The organism is Ascidiaceihabitans sp. (assembly GCF_039986515.1).
GTDB lineage: Bacteria > Pseudomonadota > Alphaproteobacteria > Rhodobacterales > Rhodobacteraceae > Ascidiaceihabitans.
On the sequence record NZ_JBDWQO010000007.1, the window covers coordinates 128,485 to 155,482 of the forward strand.

Consider the following 26,998-nt stretch of genomic DNA (forward strand, 5'->3'; position numbering starts at 1 on the left):
CCGCTGTCCGCAGGTCCAATCCATACAACAGTCGCCGGTTCGGCGCTTTTTCCGTGCCGGTCCTAATCTGGTTGTGGCCTTCTGTGTCAGCGCAATTCGCAGTAGCGCTGCGCACCAAAACACGCTATACTTGGCGCTAGATCCCAAGAATGGGGCAGCTCCTGTTGCAAAACATGCGAGCAAAGAGGCAGTGTAAAGGCAGTACCCATGACTGAAATGGTCTATGGCGCGGTTCCCGTTCAGCGGGGCGAACCGATCCTTCCCAAATGGTGGCGCACAATTGATAAATGGGCGATGTCATGCATTTTGATCCTGTTTGCTGTGGGGCTGTTGCTTGGGCTGGCCTCGTCTCCGCCACTTGCAGCCAAAAACGGATTTGAACCCTTTCACTACGTGCAGCGCCAAGCGTTTTTTGGCTGTGTTGCGCTGTTGGCGATGATTTTAACGTCGATGATGACGCCTTTGGTTGTACGGCGCCTCGCGGTTCTTGGGTTTTTATGCGCTTTTGTTGCTTTGGCGATGTTGCCGTTCTTTGGTACGGATTTTGGCAAAGGGGCGGTGCGTTGGTATTCGCTTGGCTTTGCGTCGGTGCAACCGTCTGAGTTTTTGAAACCTGGTTTTGTCGTTGTGGCGGCTTGGATGTTGGCGGCGGGACATGAATTGAACGGCCCACCGGGGCGCACATGGTCCTTTATCTTATGCGTGACGATCGTTTTTATGCTCGCGATGCAGCCCGACTTTGGTCAGGCGTGTCTGGTGTTGTTTGGCTGGGGCGTGATGTATTTTGTGGCCGGCGCACCCATGCTTTTGTTGGTGGGTATGGCCGGACTGGTTGTTGTTGCAGGGACTGTTGCCTATGCCAATTCGGAACATTTCGCGCGCCGCATTGACGGGTTTTTAAGCGCCGATGTCGATCCCACCACCCAGCTTGGCTATGCCACAAATGCCATTCGCGAAGGTGGTCTGTTTGGTGTGGGGGTGGGCGAAGGTCAGGTGAAGTGGTCGCTGCCGGATGCGCACACAGATTTCATTATCGCAGTGGCTGCCGAAGAATACGGGCTGATTATGGTGATGTGCATCATCACTTTGTACGCGGGGATTGTGGTGCGATCACTGCTGCGTCTGGTGCGTGAACGTGACCCGTTCATTCGTTTGGCAGGCACCGGATTGGCCTGCATGTTTGGCGTTCAGGCGATGATCAATATGGGCGTCGCTGTGCGTCTGCTGCCCGCCAAAGGCATGACTTTGCCGTTTGTCAGCTACGGTGGATCGTCAGTCATTGCGTCGGGGATCGCCTTGGGTATGCTTCTGGCTTTCACACGGTCGCGTCCGCAGGGCGAGATCAGCGAGCTATTGGGCCGGGGACGTATGAAATGAGCCAACCTTTGTTGATGATTGCGGCGGGCGGCACGGGCGGACATATGTTTCCGGCCCAGGCGCTGGCCGAGACGATGTTGGCAAAAGGGTGGCGCGTGAAGCTAAGCACCGATGCCCGTGGCGCACGCTATACTGGCGGATTTCCGCACACCACCGAGATTGAACAGATCAGCAGCGCAACCTTCGCACGCGGGGGGCTGGCGGCCAAAGCGTTGGTGCCGTTTCGTATTGCTGGCGGCGTAATCACGGCCGCTTTCAAAATGATGCGGGACAAACCGGATGTTGTGGTGGGCTTTGGGGGCTATCCGACCATTCCTGCGATGGCGGCGGCGACCCTGTTGCGCAAGCCACGCATGATCCACGAACAAAACGGCATCTTGGGGCGCGTCAATAAGCTGTTTGCGCCGCGTGTCGATGCCGTGGCCTGTGGCACATGGCCGACGGATTTGGCCGAAGGGATCAAGGGCGTGCATGTGGGAAACCCAGTGCGCGGTGCGGTTCTGGAACGGGCAGGGGCAGGGTATATCCAACCCGGTGACTACCCGATGGAATTGCTTGTGATTGGCGGATCCCAAGGGGCGCGGATTCTGTCGGACGTGGTGCCGCCTGCGATTGCCGCCCTGCCGATGACCATGCTGCAAAACATTCGCGTCAGCCATCAGGCGCGCGGCGAAGACGAAGACCGTGTGCGCAGCTTTTACGCCGAAAACGGGATAAACGCCGACGTACAACCCTTTTTCCAAGACGTGCCGCGCCGCATGTCCGAAGCACAGTTGGTCATCAGCCGTTCAGGCGCATCTTCGGTTGCAGACATATCTGTTATCGGGCGTCCTTCCATTCTGGTGCCTTTTGCGGCGGCGACCGGCGATCACCAAACCGCCAATGCGCGTGGTTTGGTTGAGGCAGGCGGTGCTATTTTGATCCCTGAGAACATGCTAACCCCCGAAGCGTTGACCGCCCAAATCGAAACCGTTCTGGGCACGCCCGATGCAGCCCTGATGATGTCACGCGCTGCGTTAAATGCTGGCAAACCGGACGCCACAGAAGCGCTTGTTCATATGGTTGAAACTTTGGCCCAATACAGCCCCCCCAATAAAGGAGCACGCGCATGAACGCTGCCGCCACAAAACTGCCCGGAGACGTGGGCCCCATTCATTTCGTTGGCATTGGTGGCATTGGCATGTCGGGCATTGCCGAGGTGCTTTTGAACCATGGATATGTGGTGCAAGGGTCTGATCTGAAAACCTCGAAGATCACCGACCGTTTGCAGACCCAAGGCGCTTTGATCTTTGAGGGGCAACGCGCCGAGAACATTGATGACGCGGCTGTTGTTGTTATTTCATCGGCCATCAAACCGGGCAATCCTGAACTGGATGCGGCACGGGCGCGCGGCCTTCCTATCGTGCGCCGCGCCGAGATGCTGGCGGAATTGATGCGCCTGAAATCCAACATTGCCATCGCAGGCACGCATGGCAAAACCACAACCACCACCATGATGGCGGAACTGATGGTGGCGGGCAAATTTGATCCCACGGTTGTGAACGGCGGGATCATCCACGCCTATGGTTCGAACGCGCGTGTCGGTCTTGGTGAATGGATGGTGGTTGAAGCGGACGAAAGCGACGGCACGTTCAATCGTTTACCCGCGACCATTGCCATCGTGACCAACATCGACCCCGAACACATGGAACATTGGGGCACCGAAGAGGCGCTTCATCAGGGCTTCTTGGATTTTGTGTCCAACATTCCGTTTTACGGTGTTGCTGTGTGCTGCACCGATGATCCTGACGTGCAAAGCCTTGTGGGCAAGATCACCGACCGCCGCGTTGTCACTTACGGGTTCAATGCACAGGCTGACGTGCGGGCAGTGAACCTGCACTACAAAGGCGGCGTTGCGACGTTTGATATCGCGCTGCAATCTGAGGACATGGTGATTGAGGGCTGTTCTTTGCCCATGCCGGGGGACCACAACGTGTCCAACGCGTTGTCCGCTGTTGCCGTGGCGCGCCATTTGGGCATGAAAGCGGATGAAATTCGTGACGCTTTGGCCAATTTCGGTGGTGTGAACCGAAGATTCACCAAAGTCGGCGAGATTAACGGTGTGACAATTATTGATGATTACGGCCACCACCCGGTTGAGATTGCCGCTGTTTTGAAAGCGGCCCGCCAATCATCTGAGGGCCGTGTGATTGCGGTGCACCAGCCACACCGTTTCACGCGTCTTTCGCACCATTTTGACGAATTTTGTGCGTGTTTCAATGACGCGGATGTGGTCGGGATTGCGGATGTGTTCACCGCTGGCGAAGACCCGATCGAGGGCGCTTCACGCGATGATCTGGTTGCAGGGTTGATCCGCCACGGACATCGCCATGCGCGCAGCGTCAACGACGAGGCCGATCTGGAACGGCTGGTGCGCGAACAAGCCCGCCCCGGTGATATGGTTGTGTGCCTTGGCGCGGGGACGATTTCCACATGGGCAAATGGTTTGCCCGCGCGTCTGATGAAGGGGGCTGCGTGAGCTTTTTGTTCATCCTTTTGCCTGTCGCCGTGCCCTTGCTTGCGGCGCCAGTTACTTTGTTTTTGGGGTTCTTGAAGACGATGGCGGCGGTTTTTGGGATTGCCGTCCTGATGATGCTCTCACCTTTTGTCTATTTCGGGATCAAGGGCCTGTATCAGGGCGTGCCCTTGGCGGATGTCTTCGCGAGTCTGAGCGTGACTGTTCGCCCGATGGCAATCATCGCAGGGTATATGGTCGGCTGGTCCGCAATTTGCGCGGGAGTTGCTGCGGTCGTCGTCTGGTGCTGGCAGCGGTGGAGGACGGCATGATCCGGTGGCCATTAGCACTTTCATTTCTTCTGTTCTTCGCGGTGTCCGCGGCCCAGGCCGGCTTCAACGAAGGCGATTCCATTCCTGTGAACATGTCCGAGATCTTGCCACTGTTCTTTGTCGGGCTGATCATGGCGCCGATTGGGTTTGTGCTGGCGCGTTTGGGATACATGTTTGCGTTCAAAGCAGTGGCAGTGCTGTTCGGCCTGTGCCTTGTTGCAATGGTGATCGGGGCCGCCTTGTTCATGGGTGAATTGATCATGATCTTGGTGGTTTTTGCAGCAATCGTGATTGTGCCTGCCTTTGTGTACTATCTGCTGGGCGCGTGGCTTGGGTGGGCGATGCGCCTGCGCAAGGAAGGGGCAAACCCATGACCCTTTTGTTCGCGTGTATCACTTGGGTTTTTGCATCGGTTGCATGCGCTATGCTGCCGATGCGTCGCCAATATGTGCCGGGGGTGATTTTGCTGATCGCGGCCCCGTTCTTGATTGTTTGGATCGGCGTTCAGGTCCATCCGCTTGCCGCCATCGCTGCTGCCGCTGCTTTTGTGTCGATGTTTCGAAATCCGCTGCGTTATTTGTTTGCGCGGCTTCGGGGGGAAGAACCGGAGTTGCCAAAATGAGCACATCCCTAATTCTGGCCTGTCTTTGGGCTTTGATCGCAAATGTTCTGGCGATGACGCCCAGCAAAGATTTGCATTGGCGCAATGCCTACATTCTGATCGCTATCGGCATCCCGATTGTGGGCTATGTCACATGGGAAAATGGCCCTTGGATTGGGCTTTTGGTGTTGGCGGCGGGGGTGTCAATCTTGCGCTGGCCCGTGATTTATCTGGGCCGCTGGGTGCGCCGGTTGGGCGGAAAGGGCGCGTCATGAGCTTTGTCTTCTTTATCCCCGTTATCCTGATGGGCTGCGTCAGTTTTGTGATCCTGTCGCAGCAACGGTTTTTGCTGTATTTCGGATGGCTTTTGACGGCGATCCTCGCGTTGGCGTTGATTTTCTGGAATGTGCTGGGCATCCCGCCGATGTCTGAAGGCCCCATGCTTGCCATTATCGCGTTTGCGCTGTTCCAAAGCGCGTGTGCCGTTATGGGATGGGTCTGGGGCCGAACCCGCAAAGATCGGGGAACGCTATGATCGAGATTATTCTGGTGGTGCTATTTTTGCCCGTATCATTGCTGATGATGTTTGCGGCGTGGTGCGCTTTGGCGCAAATTCCCGAGGCGGAAGATGACACATGACTGAAATGCCACAGGTGCGCGGCACGGTAACGCCCGACCGGGATCTTTCGGATTTGACGTGGTTGCGCGTGGGCGGGCCTGCGGATTTTCTGTTCCGCCCTGCGGATGTCGAAGACCTAAGCGCTTTTTTGCGTGAATTGCCCGCTGATGTGGCGGTTTTCCCCATGGGTGTGGGCAGCAACCTGATTGTGCGCGACGGCGGCATAAAGGCTGTGGTGATCCGGATGGGGCGCGGGTTCAACGGGATAGAAATTGACGGCACCCGTGTCACAGCCGGCGCTGCGGCGCTGGATGCGCATGTGGCCCGTAAAGCCGCGGATGCCGGATTGGATTTGACGTTTTTGCGTACCATTCCGGGCAGTATCGGCGGCGCTGTGCGCATGAATGCAGGGTGCTACGGCAGCTATACTGCAGATGTTCTGGTATCGGCACAGGCCGTTTTGCGCAACGGTGATATTGTGACGTTGACACCACAAGATCTGAATTTCTCCTATCGCCAAAGTGACTTACCCAAAGGCGCTGTGCTGATTTCAGCGACGTTTGAAGCGCCCGAAGGCCGTCCCGAGGCGCTACATGCGCGGATGACCGATCAAATCGCGAAGCGGGATGCCTCCCAACCCACCAAAGACCGCAGCGCTGGCAGTACCTTTCGCAATCCGGCTGGCTTTTCGTCAACGGGGCAGGCGGACGATGTGCATGATCTCAAGGCGTGGAAGGTCATTGATGATGCTGGGATGCGCGGTGCGCGCAAAGGCGGCGCACAGATGAGCGAGATGCACTCGAATTTTTTGATCAATGCCGACAACGCGACGGCTGCCGATCTGGAAGGATTGGGTGAAGACGTGCGAAAAAAGGTTTACGATTCCAGCGGTATCACGCTAGAATGGGAAATTATGCGGGTCGGTGAGAAATAAGGCGCTCAACTGGGTATAGCCCCGCAGATACAAAGCCAAAATTGGCATAATAATTAAAGGATCCGCAAAAGGGTCCGGGACATTAGAGGCACCACGGTGGGTCAGTCGAGCAGGACACCCCGAAACGTGGCGGTATTGATGGGCGGCCCAAGCGCAGAGCGCGAGGTGTCCCTGTCCACAGGCAAAGCCTGCGCCGCTGCATTGAGGGAAGAAAATATCAACGCGATCGAGGTCGACGCCGGCCCCGATCTTGTTGCGCGTTTACAAGACATTAAACCGGATGCTGTTCTCAATTGCCTGCATGGCCGCTGGGGCGAAGACGGTTGCGTACAGGGTGTGCTTGAATGGTTGGGCATTCCCTATTCCCATTCTGGCGTTTTGGCGTCCGCCCTTGCGATGGACAAACAGCGCAGCAAGGACGTGTTTGCACAGGCTGGATTGCCCATTGTCAAAAGCATCATTGCCAAACGCGATGACGTTCGTGCGGCCCATGTGATGGAACCGCCCTACGTGGTGAAACCCAACAATGAAGGCTCCTCGGTAGGGGTGTATCTGGTTGAGGCCGAAAACAACGGGCCACCGCAGTTGGACGACGACATGCCCGATGAGGTGATGGTCGAAACCTTTGCGCCGGGCCGTGAATTGACCACGACTGTGATGGGCGACCGCGCCTTGACGGTCACTGATATTCTCACCACCGGTTGGTACGACTACGACGCCAAATACAAAGAGGGCGGATCATCCCATGTGGTGCCTGCGGACGTGCCATCCGAGATTTTTGACCTGTGTATGGAGTATGCTAAGCGCGCCCATGATGCTTTGGGCTGTCGCGGTGTGTCGCGCACTGATTTCCGCTGGGACGAGGCGCGTGGCGTAGACGGTTTGATCCTTTTAGAAACCAACACCCAGCCCGGCATGACCGCAACCTCCCTAAGCCCTGAACAGGGCGAGGCCGTAGGCATCACATTCCCCAAACTGTGCCGCTGGATGGTGGAGGACGCATCATGCAACCGCTAAAGCGCCGCACCCCAAAGGCTGATCCGGCCCCGTCGCGTTGGTCATGGCGCTTGCAACGTCTGATGCTGACGCCCGGTTTTCGGTTCGGACTGCGGGTTGGTGTGCCGTTTGTGCTGACGCTGACGCTGGGCACTGCCTATTTTGCCAATCCCGACCGCCAACAAGCCATCCGCGACAGCGTGGCTGATACCCGCGCGGCCATTCAGGAACGCCCCGAATTTATGGTCACTTTGATGGCGATCGATGGTGTTGACACGCAGATGTCTGAAGATATTCGCGCCAATCTGGCCCTCGATTTTCCGATCAGCTCTTTTGATCTGGATCTTGAAGCCATGCGCACAACCATCACGGATTTACCACCTGTCGCCGAGGCGGCTTTGCGGATCAGGCCGGGTGGTGTTTTAGAGGTTGATGTGACGCCACGGGTGCCTGTGGCCGTCTGGCGCAACCACTCTAGCCTATCATTGATTGATGCGACGGGGGCGCATGTGGCGCATATCCCGTTCCGTGTGGACCGGTCTGATTTGCCTTTGATCGCGGGGGACGGGGCCAATGCCTACATCTCTCAGGCGCTTGAGTTGCTGGACGTAGCGGCCCCGTTGGGTGACCGGCTGCGCGGTCTTGTGCGCATGGGGGAACGACGCTGGGATGTGGTTCTGGACCGCGACCAACGCATTTTGTTACCAACTGAAAATCCGGTGCGTGCGCTAGAACGGGTCATTGCACTTGAGGGCGCCCAAGACGTCCTAAGCCGCGATGTCGCGCGTGTGGATATGCGGCTGGGGCAACGTCCCACAGTCCAAATGAACAAGAACGCCACCACCGAGATGTGGCGCATCCGGCAGATAGGGCAGTAAGGTTATGATGGATTTGTACGGCAGCCAACGCAGCATGCGCAACATGCGCAAAGTGGCAATGCAACGCGGTGTGGTGGCCATTCTGGATGTGGGCAGCTCTAAAATTGCATGTCTGGTGCTGCGCTTTGACGGTTCTGCCGATCTGGAAAGTGACGGCGAAATCGGGTCTTTGGCCGGTCAGTCGGGCTTTCGCGTCATTGGGGCTGCGACAACGCGGTCGCGCGGTGTGCGTTTTGGCGAAATCTCTGCCATGGCTGAAACCGAACGCGCCATCCGGACTGCGTTGCAAGCGGCCCAAAAGATGGCCGGTATCCGCGTGGACCATGTGATTGCATGTTATGGCGGTGGCGATCCGCGCAGCTACGGGCTTGACGCGCAAATCGGCTTGGATGGTCAGGTTGTGACCGAAGACGATGTTGCGCGTGTGTTGGCCAGCTGTGATGTGCCGGACTATGGCGCAGGACGCGAAGTGCTACACGCGCAACCGGTCAACTTTGCTTTGGACCACCGATCCGGCCTAAGCGACCCGCGCGGCCAGCTTGGCAACGAGCTTAGCGTTGACATGCACATGCTGACCGTTGACGCAATGTCGGTGCAACATCTGGCGCATTGTATCAAACGCTGTGATCTGGAGTTGGCGGGGATCGCATCCTCTGCTTACGCATCGGGCATTGCGGCTTTGGTGGAAGACGAACAGGAACTGGGCGCGGCCTGCATTGATATGGGGGGCGGGTCCACGGGCGTGTCGATCTTTATCAAAAAGCACATGATCTATGGTGACGCGGTCCGGATGGGCGGCGATCATGTGACGTCAGACATTTCATTGGGTCTTCAAGTGCCCACCGCAAACGCCGAACGCATCAAGACATTCTATGGCGGGGTTCATGCCACGGGCATGGATGATCGTGAGATGATCGAAATCGGCGGTGACACCGGTGACTATGAGCACGACCGCCGCACTGCGTCCCGCGCAGAGTTGATTGGCATTATGCGGCCACGTGTGGAAGAGATTTTGGAAGAAGTCCGTGCGCGGCTTGACGCTGCTGGCTTTGACCATCTGCCAAGCCAGCAAATTGTTTTGACTGGCGGCGGCAGTCAAATTCCCGGTCTTGACGGACTGGCATCCAAAATTCTGGGCCACCAAGTGCGTTTGGGCCGGCCTTTGCGTGTGCATGGCCTACCACAAGCGGCGACGGGTCCGGGGTTTGCCTCTGCAGTTGGGCTGTCTTTGTTTGCAGCGCATCCGCAAGACGAATGGTGGGACTTCGATATTCCCGCAGACCGTTACCCCAAGCGCAGCCTGCGCCGCGCCGTCAAGTGGTTCCGCGACAACTGGTAACCCCTATATCTGGGTCCACACGCGAAATACCGTGAGATTTGGCGGGATTTCGCCCACATTTTGGGGCAAATCTGTGTTTTTTGGGTGACGTTGCAAGCAAAAACGGCTAAGTTAAAAGCGGATTAGGCAAAAAAACCCGCGAATGCGGATTCGATAACAGGCGGACACATACATGACTTTGAACCTTTCGATGCCCGGACAGGACGAACTGAAACCTCGTATCACCGTGTTCGGTGTCGGGGGCGCTGGCGGCAATGCGGTCAATAATATGATCGAAAAGCAGCTGGACGGTGTGGATTTTGTTGTCGCCAACACAGACGCGCAGGCGCTGCAGCAATCCGCGTCCACAACGCGCGTGCAGCTGGGCATCAAGGTCACTGAAGGCTTGGGGGCAGGGGCCCGCGCAAGCGTTGGTGCCGCGGCTGCCGAAGAAAGCATTGAACAGATCGTTGATCATCTGGCGGGCGCACACATGTGCTTTATCACGGCTGGCATGGGGGGCGGCACCGGGACGGGTGCGGCGCCAATCATCGCACAAGCGGCCCGTGAATTGGGTGTCTTGACCGTCGGTGTTGTGACCAAGCCTTTCCAGTTTGAAGGCGCCAAGCGCATGCGTCAGGCCGAAGACGGTGTTGAGGCGTTGCAAAAGGTCGTCGACACGCTGATCATCATTCCCAACCAGAACCTGTTCCGCCTTGCGAACGAAAAAACCACCTTCACCGAAGCGTTTTCCATGGCGGATGACGTTTTGTACCAAGGTGTCAAAGGCGTGACGGACCTGATGGTGCGTCCGGGTCTTATCAACCTCGACTTTGCAGACGTGCGTTCCGTGATGGACGAGATGGGCAAAGCCATGATGGGCACAGGTGAGGCCGACGGCGAGGATCGCGCGATCCAGGCTGCAGAAAAAGCCATTGCGAACCCGCTGCTGGACGAAATCAGCCTGCGCGGTGCAAAAGGCGTGCTGATCAACATCACAGGCGCACACGACCTGACCTTGTTCGAACTGGACGAAGCGGCCAACCGTATCCGCGAAGAAGTCGATCCAGAGGCCAACATCATCGTGGGCTCCACGCTGGATACAGCCATGGAAGGCATGATGCGCGTCAGCGTTGTTGCCACAGGCATCGACGCGTTGGATGTGCAAACGGACATTCCTGTACCACGCCGCAGCATGCACGCGCCTTTGACAGCAACCGTGACAGCCGAAGCGCCTGCCGCACCTGTGTATGAAGAAGCACCGCAAACCCAAGTCGCGGAAGCTGCTGCACCTCAGCCGCAGTTTGATGGTTTGGATGTTGAACAAGCGGCTGCATCTGACATGGCCGAAGACATCTTTGCAGACGAAATGCCAGTGGCCGCGCAGGACGACCTGCCACCACCTGCGTACCAGCCGCGTGTTGAAGCGTTTGAACCGCAGCCAGAGTTGGAAGCGGAGCCGCAAGCCTTTGTCGCACCGCGTGCACCTGCACCTGGCACACCATCGCCTGAGGCTTTGGCGCGTTTGCGTGCCGCGGCCCAAAAAGCAGCCCCTCAGGCCGAGCAACAAGCAGCCCCTCAGGCTGCGCCAAACCAGCCAGCCGCAGAAGAGCGTCCACGCTTCGGGATCAATTCGTTGATCAACCGTATGACGGGCCACGCAGAACAAGGTGCCGAACGCGCGCCGCAACAACCAGCCGTGCGTCAGCAACCGCCTGTGCAGCAACAAGCCGCCGCAGCACCTGCACCTCGTCCAGCCGAAGCTGCCGACCCAGAGCAAGAGCGGATCGAAATCCCCGCGTTTTTGCGCCGTCAAGCGAATTAATCTGATGAAAATATTGAATTGAGCCTGCCTCAATTCGTGACAAGGGGCTGCTTTTGAGCGGCCCTTTTTTTCGTTTTATCAACGGCTTACAAGGGGCGCGGCATCTTTCTGCCGTTTTATGACAGTCATGTTTCAGACCGTTACAAAGATTGAGTTGTGATGTGAGGGGGCGTTGCGTAGGTACATTCCAGCAGCGCCAAGTGCGCGACACTTTGAGGTTCTACGTGCAGACAACGATCAAATCACCCATCAGCTTTTCTGGACGCGGATTGCATTCCGGCGCTCCGGCCACGCTGACGATTCGTCCTGCAGGGGCCGAGCACGGGATTTGGTTTTCACGCGTGGATTTGAACGAAGGGGATCGTTTGATCCCGGCGCGTTGGGATGTTGTGAACCGGTCGCCCTTGTGCACAAAACTTGAAAATGCATCCGGCGTTACGGTGTCCACTGTAGAACATGTAATGGCTGCGATCGCAGGCTGCGGCATCCACAACGCACTGATTGAGATTGACGGACCTGAAGTGCCAATCGTTGATGGATCTGCCGTGCCGTTCGTGCGTGGCATCATGCAGCGCGGTGTGCGGGTGTTGGACGCTCCTGTACGCGCGTTTGAAATCATGCAGACCGTGACGGTTACAGAAGGCGATGCCACAGCGACATTGTCCCCCGCGGACACGCTTTACATTGATTTTGAGATCGATTTTGACGACGCGGCTATCGGCCGTCAGCACAAATCCTTGCGTATGAACAACGGCAGCTTTGCCCGCGAATTGTGCGACAGCCGCACCTTTTGCCGTCAGGCCGATGTTGATGCCATGCAAGCCAACGGATTGGCTTTGGGCGGTGTGTCAGGCCAGAATGCGGTCGTTTTTGATGGCGACGCGGTTCTAAGCCCGGGTGGTTTGCGTCATTCGGATGAACCTGTGCGCCATAAAATGTTGGACGCTTTGGGCGATCTGGCCTTGGCCGGTGCCCCGCTGATCGGACGGTACACGGGCGTGCGGTCCGGCCATTCACTGACCAACACTTTGCTGCGTAAAGCCTTTGCGACGCCGGGCGCTGTGCGCATGGTGGTTTGTGATGCTCAGATAGCCACACGGTTGCCTGGATACGGGCTGGTATGGGATGAAATTCCGCAGGTTGCATAACTGCATCTGGTGGAATGGCCATCACTTTTACACAAATGCTGATTTCAGGTGCAATCATCGTTTTGCATGGTAAATTATTGTGTTAGGACGTACGCAAGAATGCTCTGAACGGGGTGGGTGACTGTGGTGAGGACGACAGACATGGTGAGTGGCAGATACCAAAATATGGGCCAGCACACGGTGACAAAGCGACAATTGGGCAAGCGCACTGTGCGTCTGACCGGAGTTGTGCTTGTGGCGGCTATGCTTGCGGCATGTGGCGGTGGGGATCGCCCGACGCGAGGCAGCGTGTTCAATCAACAGGTCATCCCGCTGGAAGAATTCACCGCCCAACAGATTTTTGAGCGTGGCGAATATGAACTTGAAAATCGCCAACCCTCTGAAGCTGCGTTCTATTTTGGCGAAATTGAACGCCTGTACCCCTATTCCGATTTGGCGCAACGTGCATTGATCATGCAAGCCTTCGCGCACCACCGCGATAAGGACTATCCAAACAGCCGCTCTGCTGCGCAGCGTTTCATTGATTTTTACCCCGATGAAGATGATGCGGCCTACGCGCAGTATCTGTTGGCGTTGTCCTACTATGACCAAATCGACGAAGTGGGCCGCGATCAGGGTTTGACCTTCCAGGCCTTGCAATCTTTGCGTGACGTGATCGAACGCTATCCAGACAGCGAATATGCCAAAACATCCGTTTTGAAATTCGATCTGGCCTTTGACCACCTTGCGGGCAAGGAAATGGAAATTGGCCGCTATTATTTGCGCCGCGATCATTATGCATCCGCCATCAACCGGTTCCGTGTTGTGGTTGAGGATTTCCAAACAACCACGCACACCGCCGAGGCACTGCACCGTCTGGTCGAAGCCTATTTGTCCCTTGGATTGACAGATGAGGCACAAACCGCAGGCGCCATTCTGGGCTACAACTACCGGTCTACGGATTGGTACGAAGACAGCTACAAGCTGTTGACAGGGCGCGGGTTGGAACTGGAAGCGGCAGGCGACAGCTGGTTGCGCCAGATTTATCGTCAGATGCTTAAAGGTCGTTGGTTGTAAAGTGCGGCATCGCACATACGCCACGGAATAACCCACATGCTGCGTGGTCTTGATATTTCAGACATGCTGATCATTGACCGGTTGGAACTTGCGTTTCAACCCGGTCTGAATGTGTTGACGGGTGAAACCGGTGCAGGCAAGTCTATCTTGTTGGATTCGTTGGGTTTTGTGCTTGGATGGCGTGGTCGTGCTGATCTGGTTCGCCAAGGTGCAGACCACGGTGAAGTGACAGCGTGGTTTGATTTGCCCGAAGGACATCCCGCGCACGGCGTGCTGGAAGAAGCCGGATTGCCTGGCGGCGACGAGCTGATCTTGCGGCGGATCAACACAGCTGACGGGCGCAAGACCGCTTGGGTCAACGACCGCCGTTGTTCGGGCGAAGTTTTGCGGGCCTTGTCCGAAACCTTGCTGGAATTGCACGGCCAGCACGATGATCGTGGCTTGCTGAACCCGCGCGGGCACCGGACCATTTTGGATGAATTCGCAGGGCTTGAGACGCAAAAATCCAAAGTGCGCAAAACATGGTCAACCATGGGCAAAGCACGCAAAACGCTGGCTGCCGCCGAAGACGCCATGCAAGCCATCCGCGACGAAGAAGAATTTTTGCGCCACGCCGTCGCCGAACTGGGCGCCTTGGCCCCTTTGCCCGGAGAAGAAGCTGATCTGGACACCAAACGGCGTATGATGCAGGGGGCGGAACGGATCCGCGAAGACATCGTGCGGGCGTATCAGACCTTGGGCCAAGACGGCGCAGAGGCGAGCATGGGCAATGCCATTCGCTGGCTGGACGGTGTGGCAGACAAAGCAGAAGGCCATCTGGAAGCCCCCATAGGCGCGTTGAACCGTGCCATGGTCGAACTGGACGAGGCCATGGAAGGCATTGTCGCGTGCATTGACACATTGTCTTTCAATCCTGCCGATCTTGAAGACACCGAAGAACGTCTGTTTGCGATCCGCGCAATGGCCCGCAAGCATGATGTGCAGGCGGATGACCTTGCCGCATTGACAGACACCTTGACGAAAAAGCTGGCGGCGCTGGATGCCGGTGACGCCGATCTTGCCGATTTACGCATAGCCCTTCAGGATGCAGAAGCCGGTTATGCCCAAGCGGCGGATGCCCTCACGGCGATGCGTCAGAAACAAGGCGCAAAACTTGACAAGGCCGTCACATCGGAACTCGCCCCCCTTAAGATGGAACGCGCCGTTTTCACAACCGAGGTTACGGCTGAAACACCCGGTCCTGACGGTCAGGACGCTGTAGCGTTTTGTGTGGCCACGAACCCCGGTGCGCCGTCTGGTCCTTTGAACAAAATCGCATCGGGTGGTGAACTTAGCCGATTTTTGCTGGCGTTGAAGGTCTGTTTGACGGGCGGTCAGGCCGGCCTCACGATGATTTTCGATGAGATCGACCGCGGCGTCGGTGGGGCAACGGCTGATGCTGTGGGGCGTCGCTTGGCCGCATTGGCAGAGGATGGGCAGGTTCTTGTGGTGACCCATTCGCCGCAGGTTGCAGCCCTTGGGGCACACCACTGGCGGGTAGAGAAATCCGTTGCCAAGGGCATGACCACAAGCCGGGTTGTGCCTTTGGATCAAGATGAACGTGTGGATGAAATTGCACGCATGCTTGCAGGCGACACCATCACTGACGAAGCCCGTGGTGCTGCCAAAGCGCTGTTGGGGTAACACGCTGAAACAACTGCGCTTAGGCTCAGGACCCATTAATCCTGAGGCGCTGGCGTCAAAATCGCTTCATCTCAGCGGCTCAGACCGCTTGTAAATAGAACCACTATTCCTGCGAACCTGCTCCTCGCCAATCAGTAAATCCATCAAACCAACGCTGCAGGATTAATGGGGCCTGAGCCTAAGGGGCGTATGTTTGGGGTCAAATGTACCGCGCACCTCTTTTCGTGGCTTCTGTATTGCCCTAGACAGTTGAAAAGGGCGAACGACGACCAATGCCAAAGGCGCTTACCAATCTACTGCGGGCCACAGGGCAAGAAGCAGCGACAGCGTTTCGGCGCATTTGGACAGCTTTGCGTGCGCAGGGGCCAAGTCAGGTACAGTTTTGGTTTATCGCTTTGGCTGTTGGCATCGCATCAGGTTTTACTGCGCTGTTTTTCCGTAAAGGTATCGAAGCCTTACAAGCGTTTTTATACGGCACCGATGACATTCAGTTCCTTCATTCCTTTGCGCAATCGCTTGCGTGGTATTGGGTCTTGGTCATTCCTATCGTGGGTGGTTTGGTCGTTGGGCTGATCTTGCACAAGTTTACGCCGGACGGGCGTGTGCGCAGCGTGGCGGATGTGATCGAAGGGGCGGCGATGCGCGAAGGTCGCGTCGAAACACGCGCGGGTATTGCGTCAGCGGTGGCGTCTTTCATCACCCTGTCCTCTGGCGGCTCTTCGGGGCGCGAGGGGCCGGTGGTGCATTTGGCTGGGGTCATTGCCACCAAAGTCAGCCGCTATATCAACGCGGATGGCATTACGGGGCGCGATTTGTTGGGCTGTGCTGTGGCCGCCGCAGTGTCCGCCAGTTTTAACGCGCCTATCGCAGGGGCGCTGTTCGCTTTGGAAGTCGTATTGCGCCATTTCGCAGTGCACGCTTTTGCACCCATCGTCATTGCAGCCGTCGCAGGCACAGTGATCAACCGAATTGAATATGGGGGGGTTACAGAGTTTATGTTGCCGGCCCCCGAAGCCTTGCAATTCTATGTCGAACTGCCCGCATTCTTAATGCTTGGATTGGTTAGTGGATTGATCGCAGTTGTTTTGATGCGCTCGGTGTTCTGGGCGGAAGACATCGGCAATCTTGTGCAAGCCAAAACCGGGTTGCCACGTTGGCTGCGCCCTGCCGTGGCGGGGGCCATGCTGGGCGGCATCGCAATCTTCTACCCGCATATCATCGGTGTTGGCTATGAAACCACATCGCTTGCGTTGACGGGGCAGTTGGATCTGTTGGTGGTCATCGGCTTTGTTGCCATCAAGGTGGTCGCGGTCGCCATCACCATGGCTGGCCGCATGGGTGGGGGGGTGTTTTCGCCGTCGCTGATGATTGGTGCGATGTCCGGATTGGCCTTTGGCCTGATCGCAACAGCCGTTTTTCCAGAAGTGTCCGGCACAGTTACACTTTATGCATTGGCTGGAATGGGTGCCGTGGCGGCTGCGGTGCTTGGGGCGCCGATATCCACAACCTTGATTGTGTTCGAATTGACCGGAGACTGGCAGACAGGGCTTGCCGTGATGGTGGCTGTGTCCATGTCGACGGCGTTGGCGTCCCGTATTGTGGATCGCAGTTTCTTTTTGACGCAATTGGAACGGCGCGATGTGCATTTGGCCGCTGGGCCACAGGCTTACCTGTTGTCAATGTTTCGCGTGGCCACAGTGATGCGTGACATGGAGGATCCCCGTGCGGCGGACGAGCAAGCCTGCTGGGAAATGATCGGCGACGGCATATATGTGGACGGGAACGCGACGCTTGAGGTGGCGATGCCTATGTTTGACCTTTCTTCAGTGCCCTTCATTCCTGTCGTTACCCTCAGCGGCGAAAACAGCCCACCTGAGCTGTGGGGCGCGTTGTTTCATGTGGATGCATTAAAGGCCTACAATCGCGCCTTGGCGGCCACAGCCGCAGAAGAACATTCTTAAGCAACCAATCCTGACCATAGCGCAGAACTGTTTCGGATCGCTTTCGGAGCGACCCGAAGATGATGTATTTGATGATGGGGCGGGTCTTGATCATGGATCATCCACACGATCCGGTATGAATTGAAAACCCTTAGAGCTCTTCGACTGTGATGCCGTCGCCAGTGTAAAACGCCAAATGGCCTTCGATACGTGATACGCTTTCAAGCGGTGCCTCGTAACTCCAGACGGCGTTTTCCAGCGTGGTCGATTTTGTCACCACCGAATAGTAAGTGGCGTCGCCTTTATGGGGACAGTGGGTGGATTTGTCGGTTTTGTCCAGAAACGCCATGGCGATGTCTTCACGTGGAAAATAGATGACGGGTGGATAGTCCCCTTCGGTCAGTTCCAGCGCCGCACGGCTCTCGCCCAAAACAGCGCCGCCTGCGCGTACAGTCCATACGCCTGCTGCATTGCGCACTTTGATGTGGTCAGCCATGATGTCTCCTTCCTATACGTCTTTCCCCTGAAAGCGTGAAAAAGCCGTTTATCAGAAGCCGAAGCTTCACGCCAGACTTGTCACAAAGCGCACGTTGCGTCACGCAGCCAAGATGCCGTTTCAGGGGACAAGCGCGGCGAGATTTTCTCAAAAGTTTCAGCATGATAAGCGTTCAGCCAGTCACGCGCCCCTGAATCCAACATTTCCGGCACGATCAGCCTGCGGTCAATGGGGGCAAACGTCAAAGTCCTCCAATTCAACATCGCACGATGTGCATCGCCGCCAGGCAAATCGGTGGCATTTTCCACAACGATCAGGTTTTCAATCCGGATACCAAAAGCGCCCTCGCGGTAATAGCCGGGCTCGTTGGACAGGATCATGCCGGGCTGCAACGGCACTGTGCTGACGCGGCTTAGACGCTGAGGGCCTTCATGAACACTAAGATACGCACCCACGCCATGGCCCAATCCATGGTCAAAATCCTGTCCTGCCATCCAAAGCGGCAAACGCCCGATGGCTTCGATGTCGCGGCCTGCCAAACCTTCGGGCCAGCGCAAACGGCTCATGGCGATCATACCAGCCAGAACACGCGTAAAGGCCTGCCGTGCTTCCAGTGCAGGGGTGCCAATGGCGATGGTGCGGGTGATGTCGGTCGTGCCGTCCAGATATTGACCGCCGCTGTCCAACACAATCAGATGACCGTCTTCAAGCCGGCTGTCGGTGTCTTCGGTCACACGGTAATGCATGATTGCGCCGTTGGGGCCTGTGCCTGCGATGGTCTCGAAGCTGATGTCCTGCAGGGCGTTGTCGCGGCGGCGGTTGGCCTCCAGTTGGCTGACAACTTGCGTTTCGCTCAATGTTCCGGGGGGGTGGGCATCAAGCCACGCCAAAAGTTCAACAACAGCTGCACCATCGCGCAAATGTGCCTCGGCGCTGCCTGCGATCTCGGCTGGGTTCTTGCACGCTTTGGGAAGGGCGCATGGATCATCGCCCCACACAGCCAAGGTGCCGACCACATCGGCAACACAAACCGGAACGGATGTTTTATCAAGACGAACGGCGCCTGTTAATCCGGCCAAGCGATCCAGAAAGTCATTTGGAGCATGAACTGTGACGTTTGGCCCCAGATGATCCATGACATCATTCAGTTTTGCCGCATCCATGAACAAATCGACCCGGGCATCCGCGTGCAGGATTGCAAAGCCCTGTGCGATCGGATTGCGGGGAATATCAGCGCCGCGGATATTAAGCAGCCAACAAATGGAATCCGGCAACGTGATGACAGCGCTGGATTGACCAGCCTGTTGCAGCGTGTCCGCCAAACGCACACATTTGTCGTGATGGGCTTCTCCCGCGAACTCAAGCGGATGGGGTTTGACAGGTTCCATGGCAGGGGCCGGCTGATCTTCCCAGATCGCATCGACCAGATTTTCCACCTGAACCAATGTGATGCCTTTGTCCGACAAAACTGCGCGCGTTTGTTCCACCTGGGCGACGGTGTGCAGCCAGGGATCAAATCCGACTTTGCCGCCGTCTGGCAGCTGTTCAATCAACCATGCGCCCATCGACACTTCGGGCCACGGAACAGGGGTAAAAACATCTGCAACCTGCGCTTTGACTTGGGTGCGGTAACGCCCGTCGATAAAGACGCCAGCCTTGCTTTGCAAAGCCACACAAAACCCGGCTGATCCTGTAAATCCCGTAAGCCACGACAAACGTTCGTCGCGGGCTGAGACATATTCGCCCTGATGGGCGTCGGCGCGTGGGATCAAAAAGCCGTCGATGCCCAATGTTGTTATCAGATCGCGCAACTTCGCCAGTCTGGGGGGGCCTTGCTCGGGCCTTGCTGTCACCTCAAACGATTGAAACATGCTACAGATCCCTTTTCATCTCGCAAAATAAACCTCCCCCGGAGGGGCCCGTTCTATCAGCCTACACGACGCATGCCCATGACACGCGCACGTGCACGAGGATCACTATCGAACAAGGCCGCCAGTTGCTCTGTCATGGCACCAGCCAGCTGGTCCACATCTGTGATCGTCACAGCACGATCGTAATACCGTGTCACGTCATGGCCAATGCCGATCGCCAGCAACTCAACCGCTCGGCGTTTTTCAACCATCGCAATGACGTCACGCAGGTGTTTTTCCAAATAGTTGGCAGGGTTCACGGACAATGTGCTGTCATCCACAGGGGCGCCATCCGAAATCACCATCAGGATTTTACGGGCTTCGGGGCGGGCAGCCATGCGGCGGTGCGCCCATTCAAGTGCTTCACCGTCAATGTTTTCTTTCAGCAGACCTTCTTTCATCATCAATCCAAGGTTTGGACGCGCACGACGCCATGGGGCATCGGCGGATTTGTAGATGATGTGGCGCAGGTCGTTCAATCGGCCCGGCTGTTGGGGGCGACCATCATTCAGCCATGCTTCACGTGCTTGGCCACCTTTCCAGGCGCGTGTCGTAAATCCAAGGATTTCGACCTTGACGTTGCAGCGTTCCAGCGTGCGGGCCAGAACGTCCGCGCAAATGGCCGCGATAGAAATCGGGCGGCCACGCATGGACCCCGAGTTATCAAGCAACAGCGTGACGCAAGTGTCGCGGAATTCGGTGTCTTTTTCGACTTTGAACGACAATGGGGTGGTCGGGTTGGCAACCACACGCGCCAAACGGCCTGCGTCCAATGTGCCTTCCTCAAGGTCAAATTCCCACGACCGGTTCTGTTGCGCCTGAAGCCGGCGTTGCAGCTTGTTCGCAAGACGCGACACAGCGCCTTTCAGTGGCTCAAGCTGCTGGTCCAGATAGGCCCGCAGGCGTTCCAGCTCGACCGGTTCCGCCAGATCTTCGGCGCGAATTTCTTCGTCGTGGTCCGCAAGATAAACAAGATAATCGGGATCAGCATCAGAAAACGGTTGCGGGGCAGGGGGTTCCAAAGGCGCTTCGCCGTCCGGCATTTCTGCCTCTTCGCCAAGCTCCTGATCGGCCATTTCGTCCATGGAGACTTCGGCCTGCGACGCGTCTTGCTGTTCGTCCTGCGACTGCTCGGGCGTGCCTTCGCTTTCTTCGTTGTCCTGATCGTCCTGACCCGTGCTATCGGGTTCTTGTTCCTCTTCGCCGCCATCTTCGGCTTCGTCTTGTTGGTCATCGTCGATCTGGTCGGGGTCATCGCCCAACTGGTCGCCATACCCTAAATCTTTGATGATCTGCCGCGCAAACTTTGAAAAGGATGCCTGATCGTCAAGGATGCCCTCAAGATTGTCCAAGGTGCCGCCTGCTTGCTGTTCGATGAACGGCTGCCACAACTCCATCACGTTTTGCGCACCAGACGGTAAATCGCGGCCCGTTGCCATGTGGCGGATCAGATAGCCAGCCGCCACAGACAGCGGCGCATCTGACGCCTGTTTGACCTGATCGTAGCCCTTGCGCATGGCCTCATGGCCGATTTTGGCATCGATGTTGCCGGCTGTTCCGGGCATGTCGCGTGCACCAACAGCCTCGCAACGGGCGGTTTCCATCGCCTCGTATAATTCCCGTGCCATTTCACCTTGGGGGGCATAACGGGCGTGGGTCTGGCCATTGTGATAGCGGCGGTTCAGGGCCAGCGCATCTGCTGTGCCGCGCGCCAACAAAACCTCGTCACGCGTCATGCGGCGGCTAACCTGCGGCAAACGCATCGCGTCGCCGGACAAACCAGCCGGATCGACCGAATAGCTGACATTCAACTCCGGATCGTTGGCCATGACTTTTGTGGCCTCGGAAAGAGCCTTTTTGAACGCGTCGGCTGGGTTGTCTGATGGATTGCTCATACGGATACGCCTGTTGAATGATCGGCCAAATTGGCCTTGCCGGTTGCGAGATCGACCAGAAGGGATACGTGCACGTCTAATGCGTCGATCACTTTATAGCCTGTGTCGCGCCCGTCAAATGCGAGGTTCAAATCGGTGCCCGCCAACACAACCGCGTCAGCGCCCGCGTCAATCAGACTTTGACCTTGGTCGAAGAATGCGCTGCGCTGTGCGTCGGTGCAAACACTTGAAAGGGCCATATCGAGATACATTTGCCCGCTCGCATCAATGTCGGTGGGCGCGATTGCCTTGGTCTTGGTCAATTGCCCATAAAGTTTCGTTCGCATCACAACTGCAGTTCCCAAAAGACCAACGATTTCAATGCCTTGTTCCGCAAATGCAGCATCAAGTGGGGCGACGCCACTGACCAAAGGCAACGGGGAAGCGGCCACAGTTTCATCAAAGCAAAAATGCCCACCCAAGGACGTGATAACCGCGCAATCGGCACCGGCGGCTTTCAAGCGGTCAATAAGTCCGGCGTAAACCTGAGCTTGTGCCGCGCGATCATCCGCGAGGTTGTTTTTGACCAGCACATTGGCATCCGCATTGACCATTGTCAGTTCAAGCGGAACACCAGCCAACCGCATCGCTGCGGTCAGCTGTTGATAATAGACTACTGTAGATGCCGGACCAATGCCGCCGATCAAGCCGAGGTGCATGATGCCTCCCTTGGCTGTGGTTAACCCAAGCTCACTGATGCCGCGCTTTCGGGCAGCTCTTCATCGAACAAGCGCTGATAGAACTCGGCAACCGTCTGGCGCTCAAGCTCGTCGCATTTGTTCAGGAAGGACAGGCGGAACGCGTAGCCTACATCGTGGAAAATCTGCGCGTTTTCGGCCCATGCGATGACGGTTCGCGGCGACATCACCGTGGACAAATCACCGTTCATAAAGGCTGTGCGTGTCAAGTCGGCTACGGTCACCATCTGCTTGACGATCTTGCGGCCGCTTTCCGTGTTGTAATGTGGCGCTTTGCCCAAAACGATGGCGGTTTCGGCGTCAATTGACAGATAGTTCAGTGTAGACACCAAAGACCAACGGTCCATTTGGCCTTGGTTGATTTGCTGCGTGCCGTGGTAAAGACCCGTGGTGTCACCCAAACCGACAGTGTTTGCCGTCGCAAAGATGCGGAAATAGGGGTGGGGTTCGATCACCTGGTTCTGGTCAAGCAGCGTCAGCTTACCGTCTTTTTCCAAAACCCGCTGGATCACAAACATGACGTCCGCGCGGCCTGCGTCGTATTCGTCAAACACAATCGCAGTTGGATTGCGCAGCGCCCAAGGCAGAATACCTTCTTGGAAATCAGTGACTTGCTTGCCGTCTTTCAGCTTGATGGCGTCTTTACCGATCAGGTCGATCCGGGAAATGTGGCTGTCGAGGTTCACACGTACAGCAGGCCAGTTCAAACGGGACGCCACCTGTTCGATGTGCGTGGATTTGCCTGTGCCGTGATAGCCTTGGATCATCACACGACGATTGTTGTTGAAGCCTGCAAGGATCGCCATCGTTGTGTCGGGATCAAACTTGTAGGTGCTGTCAAATTCCGGCACCCGCTCTGTGCGGTCCGCAAAGCCTTTAACAACCATATCTGTATCAATACCAAAGACGTCGCGAACGGAAATCTCTTGAGTTGGTTTTGCATTGATGTCCATTGCACCATCCGCCATCGCACGTCGTCCTTTTGTTGAATATGTCAGCTGAAAAAACTGTTCAGCACGTCGTGCAACATATCGCGCGAAAGGACAAGGGGAAGGGCCAATATCTGTCTACCGATGACGCCAGTTGATGACGCAGCGTCAATTGCGGGTGCAGGTCAGGGCAACGCCATCATTGCCGTGGGGCAGTGACCCACGTCCTGTGCGGCATAGCTGACCAGTGCTTCGAGATCACGGGTGGGCAGGGGTTTGCGCAGCAACCAGTCAACGCCGGGGGTAAAGACGGAATGTTCGCCGTGAATGAAAACCGGATTGCCCGTTATCATGATGACACGCGAATTGGGACAAAACATCGACACATGATCGCTTAAGCGTTCTGTGGTGCCGTCCGGCATTTGATATTCCATGACAACAAGTTCGTATTTGGCACAGGCCAGTTTGCGCATGGCAGCGGAAATGCTGTACACGCAAACCGCATCATGGCCCATTTCTTCCATTAGCCCGTGTAGAATGTCGCACAGCTGTGGGTCGTCTTCTACAATCAAACATTTCATCGCATGCCTGCCATTTTTTTTGGGTGGCACGGTTTTGCGGTGGGCGACTTAACCCCGGTCAAATCGCCTCGCAACCTAAAGACGTGTGATTCTTCCGTGGCGATGGTGAATTCCAACGCAAGAAAAAGGGGCCCAAAGGCCCCTTGTCACTGCAACATTCAAAGACGTATGGTTTCAATCTTTAAAGCTGCGGCTGCCTTTCAATTGGTCCCATGCCCAAACAACTTCCTGCAGCTGTTCTTCTTGGGACCGGTCGCCGCCGTTCATATCCGGGTGCAACACCTTGATAAGCGCTTTGTATGCTTTGCGGATTTCCTTTTTGGTCGCATTATCATCGACTTCCAGAACCTCGACTGCTCGGCGTTCTGTCGGGGCTAGCTTACGGCCTGTTTTGGCACCACCGCGTCCGGGGTTTTGCGTTGCATTTGCACCCAGAACCTGATGGGGGTCTTCGATACCCAACCGCGCCCAAGCCCGCGCTTCGGGGTCTCCGACCGGTTTTGTGGCCCGTTCCCAGACCTTATCCTTAGACTGTTGGGCGTTGATTTCGGCTTCGGTTGTGCCGTCGAAGAAATTCCATTTCAAATTGTACTCGCGGACGTGCTGCTGACAGAACCAAAAGAAGTCGTCCAACACATCAGGGGCCTTTGGTGCGCGGAACTTTCCGGCCTCATTGCAGCCCTCATGGTCACAGATACGACGAGACGTCTCGGATGCCCCGGACATGCCGCGACGACCACGCGGGTTTTTCTTTTTGGCAGAGGATACGGACATATCGAATCCGAAGGGGTCAGACTTAGACATCAGGAATACCTTTTCGACTCAGGCTGTGCAGTTTAGATGAAGGAGAAACGGTGCCAAGGGGGCAGAGACACAAATGGGCGAAAAAATGCGGGTTGCAGACGAAATGGAAATGCGTCTTAGCGAGGCCTTCGCGCCGCGCGAGCTGCAGGTGGTGGACGACAGCGAAAGCCATCGTGGGCATTCAGGGTTTCAGGAAGGCGGCGAAAGCCATTTCAATGTGCGTATCCGGTCCGCCGCGTTTGAAGGGCAATCCCGGATCGCCCGTCACCGTGCTGTTCACGCGGCTTTGGGCAAAGAACTTGTGGGGCGCATTCATGCCCTGGCCCTTGATCTGGACATTTAGGTCTGCGGCTTAATCGCTTGTTTCTTTGGGTTTTCTTGAAGCTGCAAGGCGTTCAAGCGAATTTGTCATGCCAGCGACGTCGGACAGCTCTTCAACGCCATTGTCCGACAGCATCCGGGTGGCCCCGTCTTGGCCGCCGGGGTGTTCATCTTCGGCTTCATACGCATCTGCGGCGTCTTCAACGAGCTCTTCTGCCGGGGCTTCCATGACATCGTCTTTTGCATCCAAAGCGACGGGTGCAGGGGCGGCCAGCAGTTCAGGTGTGAAGTTTGAAAGATCATCTTCACGAAGCTTGCGAAACACCAGCACATTGCGCCATTCGGTGGTGGTTTTGGTTAGGCCCGCACGCTCGATTGATGGCAAGGTTTCGGCGCGTTGATATTCCCAACCCTCTGCCCCCATCGTGTTCATCAGATCAGCCAACGCATTGGCAAATCGCGCTTCGGGCGTGCGTATTCCCTTGGCTTTAAGACCCTTTTGTGGGGCTGGAACGACGCGATACTGGTAGTTTGGCATGATGCACCTTTGGCGATTGAGGTGGCGGTATAGCAGGGGGCGGAAAGGGGGAAAAGGGGGCTCTTCAAAACGTATGGCGTCGAAATTCCGGCTAAAACGGTCCTGTGGCGCGACTTTCGTAGACTTTCTATGTCTGTTCAAAAACCTGCCGCGCCAGAAAACGTATTAAAAGGCCTTTTGGCCCTTTTTTGCGCTGTCGTCGCAGGGGGATCACCCTTTTCGTTTGATCCCGATGCTGCGTCCTGCCCGTTCTGGTCGAGGCAGCGATTTATGCGCTTCGAACATTTTGCCGACATTGGCAAGAACGTCCGCCGGCATGGGCGCGACTTTGGGGCCGGATTGATCCACGTGCAGTGTCAAAGCCTCGCCCGTGGCTGCCAGCCACCCGTCTTCGTGCCAAAGCTCTTGATACATGTGGAACCGTTTTGCATCAAAATCCAGCATTTGAATGGTGCCGTAGACACGGTCGCCTTCATGCAGTTCGCGCACATAGCAGACGTGGAATTCGGCCACATATGTCGTGCAGCCTGTGTTCTTGAGGTAGTCGGGGCCAAAGCCGAACAGGGGATACGCCTCGTCCGCGGTTTGGTCCATCAGCACCGAATAATAAGCCATGTTGAGGTGGCCGTTGTAGTCGATCCATTCAGGCCGGATGGTGAGCAGGTCGGAGCGGAAGGGAGCATTTTTCATAGGGCGATGTTGTGCGCCAATGGTCGTTGCGTCAACCGCAACGCGGCGTCGCCTAGCCTTTGGAGAGGTGTTCAAGCATGTGACAAGCGGTGTTATTTTCCAACTCACAGGCCCGTGTCAGGTGGTCGACAGCCGTTTGCAACTCGTTCGGATCGTTGGATTTTTTGTAAATGCGCAGGTGCGTGCGGCCGATATTAGTGCAACTTTTCACAGCACCCGCGCGACAAGCGGTGTCTTGCAGGGAGGCTTTGTCGAGTGACTGATTGCTTGGGGAAAGCTTAACCAAAACCTGACAATGAGCAGCGTTTCCGTTGGCACAGGTGCCTTTTAGCGCGGCAATCCACTGGTCGCGAACGGGGACCTCGACCGCTTGGTTGCGTTTGATAAGGGCCAACCGTCCAATTGCGCTGTTTAGGCTAAAACATGCAGATGGTGTGGTTGGCGTGCAGCTCTTGAAAAGCAGTGGGATATGCTCGAAAGCGGATGTTTCAAATTCATCATAGTCAAACAAAAGCCCGCCCAAGGCTGCACAAGCCCCCGCAGTTTGTGCCGCACATGCAACCCTCAGGTTTGCGATCTGGGTGCGGGCCGTTGTTGTCAGTAGGTTTTCATAGAGCGCGGATTGTTCTGACAGGCCGCGTTCGGCTTGCGCGCGCGTTTGTCCTTTGGCCACTTCCAGGGCGATTCCAATGTCTATGAGTTCCGGTTTGTAGAACGGAAACGCGATGGAGCGCCAATAGCACGCCTCTGCCTGCCCGTTGGTGCATCCTTTCTCCGTGTACTCCAAATAGGCTTTCATGCGCCCTAAGTCGCTATAGCGGCCCGTTTCAGGCAGGCCGGGAAACGGGTTCCCCACGTCGCCCAAAAACGTAACACATAGTGTAATTTTCACCGCT

28 protein-coding genes are annotated in these 26,998 nt (G+C 56.5%); 18 read left to right on the top strand and 10 right to left on the bottom strand.

The window, feature by feature from the left end; all coding sequences use genetic code 11:
- Positions 1-207 precede the first annotated feature (207 nt).
- From ftsW to ABJL60_RS03335, 17 genes are all read left to right on the top strand, one after another.
- On the top strand, positions 208-1,377 hold the full coding sequence (gene ftsW / locus ABJL60_RS03255; RefSeq protein ID WP_348287226.1) for a putative lipid II flippase FtsW: 1,170 nt from the start codon (positions 208-210) through the stop codon (positions 1,375-1,377).
- Positions 1,374-2,489: a UDP-N-acetylglucosamine--N-acetylmuramyl-(pentapeptide) pyrophosphoryl-undecaprenol N-acetylglucosamine transferase gene (locus ABJL60_RS03260; RefSeq protein WP_348374759.1), complete on the top strand. Its 1,116-nt coding sequence runs from the start codon at positions 1,374-1,376 to the stop codon at positions 2,487-2,489. The genes ftsW and ABJL60_RS03260 overlap by 4 nt, the downstream gene beginning before the upstream one ends.
- Positions 2,486-3,895: a UDP-N-acetylmuramate--L-alanine ligase gene (gene murC, locus ABJL60_RS03265; RefSeq protein WP_348374761.1), complete on the top strand. Its 1,410-nt coding sequence runs from the start codon at positions 2,486-2,488 to the stop codon at positions 3,893-3,895. Before ABJL60_RS03260 ends, murC begins: the two co-directional genes overlap by 4 nt.
- Positions 3,892-4,203 carry a hypothetical protein gene (locus tag ABJL60_RS03270; RefSeq protein WP_348374763.1) on the top strand — a complete coding sequence of 104 codons (312 nt, stop codon included), beginning with the start codon at positions 3,892-3,894 and terminating at the stop codon, positions 4,201-4,203. The genes murC and ABJL60_RS03270 overlap by 4 nt, the downstream gene beginning before the upstream one ends.
- The gene (locus tag ABJL60_RS03275; protein ID WP_348287217.1) at positions 4,200-4,577 is read left to right on the top strand and encodes a hypothetical protein; all 378 of its coding nucleotides are present in this window, start codon (positions 4,200-4,202) and stop codon (positions 4,575-4,577) included. Before ABJL60_RS03270 ends, ABJL60_RS03275 begins: the two co-directional genes overlap by 4 nt.
- The gene (locus tag ABJL60_RS03280; RefSeq protein ID WP_348287215.1) at positions 4,574-4,825 is read left to right on the top strand and encodes a DUF2484 family protein; all 252 of its coding nucleotides are present in this window, start codon (positions 4,574-4,576) and stop codon (positions 4,823-4,825) included. The genes ABJL60_RS03275 and ABJL60_RS03280 overlap by 4 nt, the downstream gene beginning before the upstream one ends.
- Positions 4,822-5,079, top strand: a complete 258-nt coding sequence (locus ABJL60_RS03285) for a DUF2484 family protein (RefSeq protein WP_348287213.1) — start codon at positions 4,822-4,824, stop codon at positions 5,077-5,079. The genes ABJL60_RS03280 and ABJL60_RS03285 overlap by 4 nt, the downstream gene beginning before the upstream one ends.
- Entirely contained in the window at positions 5,076-5,339 is a 264-nt protein-coding gene (locus ABJL60_RS03290) for a hypothetical protein (protein ID WP_108828858.1), read from the top strand. The genes ABJL60_RS03285 and ABJL60_RS03290 overlap by 4 nt, the downstream gene beginning before the upstream one ends.
- A 100-nt stretch (positions 5,340-5,439) precedes the next feature.
- Complete coding sequence (gene murB, locus ABJL60_RS03295; RefSeq protein WP_348374765.1) at positions 5,440-6,357, top strand: UDP-N-acetylmuramate dehydrogenase; 918 nt, start codon at positions 5,440-5,442, stop codon at positions 6,355-6,357.
- A gap of 138 nt (positions 6,358-6,495) precedes the next feature.
- A complete protein-coding gene (locus tag ABJL60_RS03300; RefSeq protein ID WP_348287253.1) occupies positions 6,496-7,374 on the top strand; it encodes a D-alanine--D-alanine ligase in 879 nt (292 codons plus the stop codon).
- Positions 7,362-8,231, top strand: coding sequence for a cell division protein FtsQ/DivIB (locus ABJL60_RS03305; protein WP_348287209.1), 870 nt, complete (start codon positions 7,362-7,364; stop codon positions 8,229-8,231). Before ABJL60_RS03300 ends, ABJL60_RS03305 begins: the two co-directional genes overlap by 13 nt.
- Positions 8,232-8,235: 4 nt before the next feature.
- Positions 8,236-9,570 (top strand): cell division protein FtsA, encoded by a 1,335-nt coding sequence (gene ftsA, locus ABJL60_RS03310; RefSeq protein WP_108828854.1) that lies wholly within the window; start codon positions 8,236-8,238, stop codon positions 9,568-9,570.
- A gap of 172 nt (positions 9,571-9,742) precedes the next feature.
- Complete coding sequence (gene ftsZ / locus ABJL60_RS03315) at positions 9,743-11,374, top strand: cell division protein FtsZ (RefSeq protein WP_348374767.1); 1,632 nt, start codon at positions 9,743-9,745, stop codon at positions 11,372-11,374.
- 224 nt (positions 11,375-11,598) lie between these two features.
- The gene (gene lpxC / locus ABJL60_RS03320) at positions 11,599-12,522 is read left to right on the top strand and encodes a UDP-3-O-acyl-N-acetylglucosamine deacetylase (RefSeq protein WP_348287251.1); all 924 of its coding nucleotides are present in this window, start codon (positions 11,599-11,601) and stop codon (positions 12,520-12,522) included.
- A 165-nt stretch (positions 12,523-12,687) separates the two neighbouring features.
- On the top strand, positions 12,688-13,578 hold the full coding sequence (locus ABJL60_RS03325; RefSeq protein ID WP_348287249.1) for an outer membrane protein assembly factor BamD: 891 nt from the start codon (positions 12,688-12,690) through the stop codon (positions 13,576-13,578).
- 36 nt (positions 13,579-13,614) lie between these two features.
- Positions 13,615-15,261: a DNA repair protein RecN gene (gene recN / locus ABJL60_RS03330; RefSeq protein ID WP_348374768.1), complete on the top strand. Its 1,647-nt coding sequence runs from the start codon at positions 13,615-13,617 to the stop codon at positions 15,259-15,261.
- 272 nt (positions 15,262-15,533) lie between these two features.
- A complete protein-coding gene (locus ABJL60_RS03335) occupies positions 15,534-17,222 on the top strand; it encodes a chloride channel protein (protein WP_348287202.1) in 1,689 nt (562 codons plus the stop codon).
- Positions 17,223-17,352: 130 nt separating this feature from the next.
- On the opposite strand, the gene ABJL60_RS03340 is transcribed toward ABJL60_RS03335, so the two are convergent.
- The 7 genes from ABJL60_RS03340 to ABJL60_RS03370 form a co-directional block, all read right to left on the bottom strand.
- On the bottom strand, positions 17,353-17,697 hold the full coding sequence (locus ABJL60_RS03340) for a DUF427 domain-containing protein (protein WP_348374770.1): 345 nt from the start codon (positions 17,695-17,697) through the stop codon (positions 17,353-17,355).
- Between the two features lie 80 nt (positions 17,698-17,777).
- On the bottom strand, positions 17,778-19,568 hold the full coding sequence (locus tag ABJL60_RS03345; protein WP_348374772.1) for an aminopeptidase P family protein: 1,791 nt from the start codon (positions 19,566-19,568) through the stop codon (positions 17,778-17,780).
- A gap of 56 nt (positions 19,569-19,624) precedes the next feature.
- Complete coding sequence (gene cobT / locus ABJL60_RS03350) at positions 19,625-21,502, bottom strand: cobaltochelatase subunit CobT (RefSeq protein WP_348374774.1); 1,878 nt, start codon at positions 21,500-21,502, stop codon at positions 19,625-19,627.
- Positions 21,499-22,200: an aspartate/glutamate racemase family protein gene (locus ABJL60_RS03355; protein ID WP_348374775.1), complete on the bottom strand. Its 702-nt coding sequence runs from the start codon at positions 22,198-22,200 to the stop codon at positions 21,499-21,501. The genes cobT and ABJL60_RS03355 overlap by 4 nt, the downstream gene beginning before the upstream one ends.
- Before the next feature lie 20 nt (positions 22,201-22,220).
- Positions 22,221-23,207, bottom strand: a complete 987-nt coding sequence (cobS, locus tag ABJL60_RS03360; RefSeq protein ID WP_108828847.1) for a cobaltochelatase subunit CobS — start codon at positions 23,205-23,207, stop codon at positions 22,221-22,223.
- A gap of 146 nt (positions 23,208-23,353) precedes the next feature.
- On the bottom strand, positions 23,354-23,749 hold the full coding sequence (locus tag ABJL60_RS03365; RefSeq protein ID WP_348374777.1) for a response regulator: 396 nt from the start codon (positions 23,747-23,749) through the stop codon (positions 23,354-23,356).
- 174 nt (positions 23,750-23,923) lie between these two features.
- The gene (locus tag ABJL60_RS03370; protein ID WP_108828845.1) at positions 23,924-24,553 is read right to left on the bottom strand and encodes a J domain-containing protein; all 630 of its coding nucleotides are present in this window, start codon (positions 24,551-24,553) and stop codon (positions 23,924-23,926) included.
- Between the two features lie 85 nt (positions 24,554-24,638).
- On the opposite strand from ABJL60_RS03370, the gene ABJL60_RS03375 reads away from it, so the two are divergent.
- Positions 24,639-24,896 carry a BolA family protein gene (locus ABJL60_RS03375; RefSeq protein WP_348375357.1) on the top strand — a complete coding sequence of 86 codons (258 nt, stop codon included), beginning with the start codon at positions 24,639-24,641 and terminating at the stop codon, positions 24,894-24,896.
- Between the two features lie 9 nt (positions 24,897-24,905).
- Here the strand turns inward: ABJL60_RS03375 and ABJL60_RS03380 are convergent, their stop codons facing one another.
- The 3 genes from ABJL60_RS03380 to ABJL60_RS03390 all read right to left on the bottom strand — a co-directional run bounded on the left by ABJL60_RS03380 (position 24,906) and on the right by ABJL60_RS03390 (position 26,994).
- Positions 24,906-25,412, bottom strand: a complete 507-nt coding sequence (locus tag ABJL60_RS03380; RefSeq protein WP_348374779.1) for a DUF4177 domain-containing protein — start codon at positions 25,410-25,412, stop codon at positions 24,906-24,908.
- Positions 25,413-25,622: 210 nt separating this feature from the next.
- The gene (locus ABJL60_RS03385) at positions 25,623-26,102 is read right to left on the bottom strand and encodes a thioesterase family protein (RefSeq protein WP_348374781.1); all 480 of its coding nucleotides are present in this window, start codon (positions 26,100-26,102) and stop codon (positions 25,623-25,625) included.
- Positions 26,103-26,154: 52 nt separating this feature from the next.
- Positions 26,155-26,994 (bottom strand): hypothetical protein, encoded by an 840-nt coding sequence (locus tag ABJL60_RS03390; RefSeq protein ID WP_348374783.1) that lies wholly within the window; start codon positions 26,992-26,994, stop codon positions 26,155-26,157.
- Positions 26,995-26,998: the final 4 nt, after the last annotated feature.

Bases quoted from the DNA above. Each gene is read 5' to 3' on its own strand.
- ftsW (WP_348287226.1), top strand. From the start codon at position 208: ATGACTGAAATGGTCTATGGCGCGGTTCCCGTTCAGCGGGGCGAACCG.
- ABJL60_RS03260 (WP_348374759.1), top strand. From the start codon at position 1,374: ATGAGCCAACCTTTGTTGATGATTGCGGCGGGCGGCACGGGCGGACAT.
- murC (WP_348374761.1), top strand. From the start codon at position 2,486: ATGAACGCTGCCGCCACAAAACTGCCCGGAGACGTGGGCCCCATTCAT.
- ABJL60_RS03275 (WP_348287217.1), top strand. From the start codon at position 4,200: ATGATCCGGTGGCCATTAGCACTTTCATTTCTTCTGTTCTTCGCGGTG.
- ABJL60_RS03280 (WP_348287215.1), top strand. From the start codon at position 4,574: ATGACCCTTTTGTTCGCGTGTATCACTTGGGTTTTTGCATCGGTTGCA.
- ABJL60_RS03285 (WP_348287213.1), top strand. From the start codon at position 4,822: ATGAGCACATCCCTAATTCTGGCCTGTCTTTGGGCTTTGATCGCAAAT.
- ABJL60_RS03290 (WP_108828858.1), top strand. From the start codon at position 5,076: ATGAGCTTTGTCTTCTTTATCCCCGTTATCCTGATGGGCTGCGTCAGT.
- murB (WP_348374765.1), top strand. From the start codon at position 5,440: ATGACTGAAATGCCACAGGTGCGCGGCACGGTAACGCCCGACCGGGAT.
- ABJL60_RS03300 (WP_348287253.1), top strand. From the start codon at position 6,496: ATGGGCGGCCCAAGCGCAGAGCGCGAGGTGTCCCTGTCCACAGGCAAA.
- ABJL60_RS03305 (WP_348287209.1), top strand. From the start codon at position 7,362: ATGCAACCGCTAAAGCGCCGCACCCCAAAGGCTGATCCGGCCCCGTCG.
- ftsA (WP_108828854.1), top strand. From the start codon at position 8,236: ATGATGGATTTGTACGGCAGCCAACGCAGCATGCGCAACATGCGCAAA.
- ftsZ (WP_348374767.1), top strand. From the start codon at position 9,743: ATGACTTTGAACCTTTCGATGCCCGGACAGGACGAACTGAAACCTCGT.
- ABJL60_RS03325 (WP_348287249.1), top strand. From the start codon at position 12,688: ATGGGCCAGCACACGGTGACAAAGCGACAATTGGGCAAGCGCACTGTG.
- recN (WP_348374768.1), top strand. From the start codon at position 13,615: ATGCTGCGTGGTCTTGATATTTCAGACATGCTGATCATTGACCGGTTG.
- ABJL60_RS03335 (WP_348287202.1), top strand. From the start codon at position 15,534: ATGCCAAAGGCGCTTACCAATCTACTGCGGGCCACAGGGCAAGAAGCA.
- ABJL60_RS03340 (WP_348374770.1), bottom strand. From the start codon at position 17,697: ATGGCTGACCACATCAAAGTGCGCAATGCAGCAGGCGTATGGACTGTA.
- ABJL60_RS03345 (WP_348374772.1), bottom strand. From the start codon at position 19,568: ATGTTTCAATCGTTTGAGGTGACAGCAAGGCCCGAGCAAGGCCCCCCC.
- cobT (WP_348374774.1), bottom strand. From the start codon at position 21,502: ATGAGCAATCCATCAGACAACCCAGCCGACGCGTTCAAAAAGGCTCTT.
- ABJL60_RS03355 (WP_348374775.1), bottom strand. From the start codon at position 22,200: ATGCACCTCGGCTTGATCGGCGGCATTGGTCCGGCATCTACAGTAGTC.
- cobS (WP_108828847.1), bottom strand. From the start codon at position 23,207: ATGGCGGATGGTGCAATGGACATCAATGCAAAACCAACTCAAGAGATT.
- ABJL60_RS03365 (WP_348374777.1), bottom strand. From the start codon at position 23,749: ATGAAATGTTTGATTGTAGAAGACGACCCACAGCTGTGCGACATTCTA.
- ABJL60_RS03370 (WP_108828845.1), bottom strand. From the start codon at position 24,553: ATGTCTAAGTCTGACCCCTTCGGATTCGATATGTCCGTATCCTCTGCC.
- ABJL60_RS03375 (WP_348375357.1), top strand. From the start codon at position 24,639: ATGCGGGTTGCAGACGAAATGGAAATGCGTCTTAGCGAGGCCTTCGCG.
- ABJL60_RS03380 (WP_348374779.1), bottom strand. From the start codon at position 25,412: ATGCCAAACTACCAGTATCGCGTCGTTCCAGCCCCACAAAAGGGTCTT.
- ABJL60_RS03385 (WP_348374781.1), bottom strand. From the start codon at position 26,102: ATGAAAAATGCTCCCTTCCGCTCCGACCTGCTCACCATCCGGCCTGAA.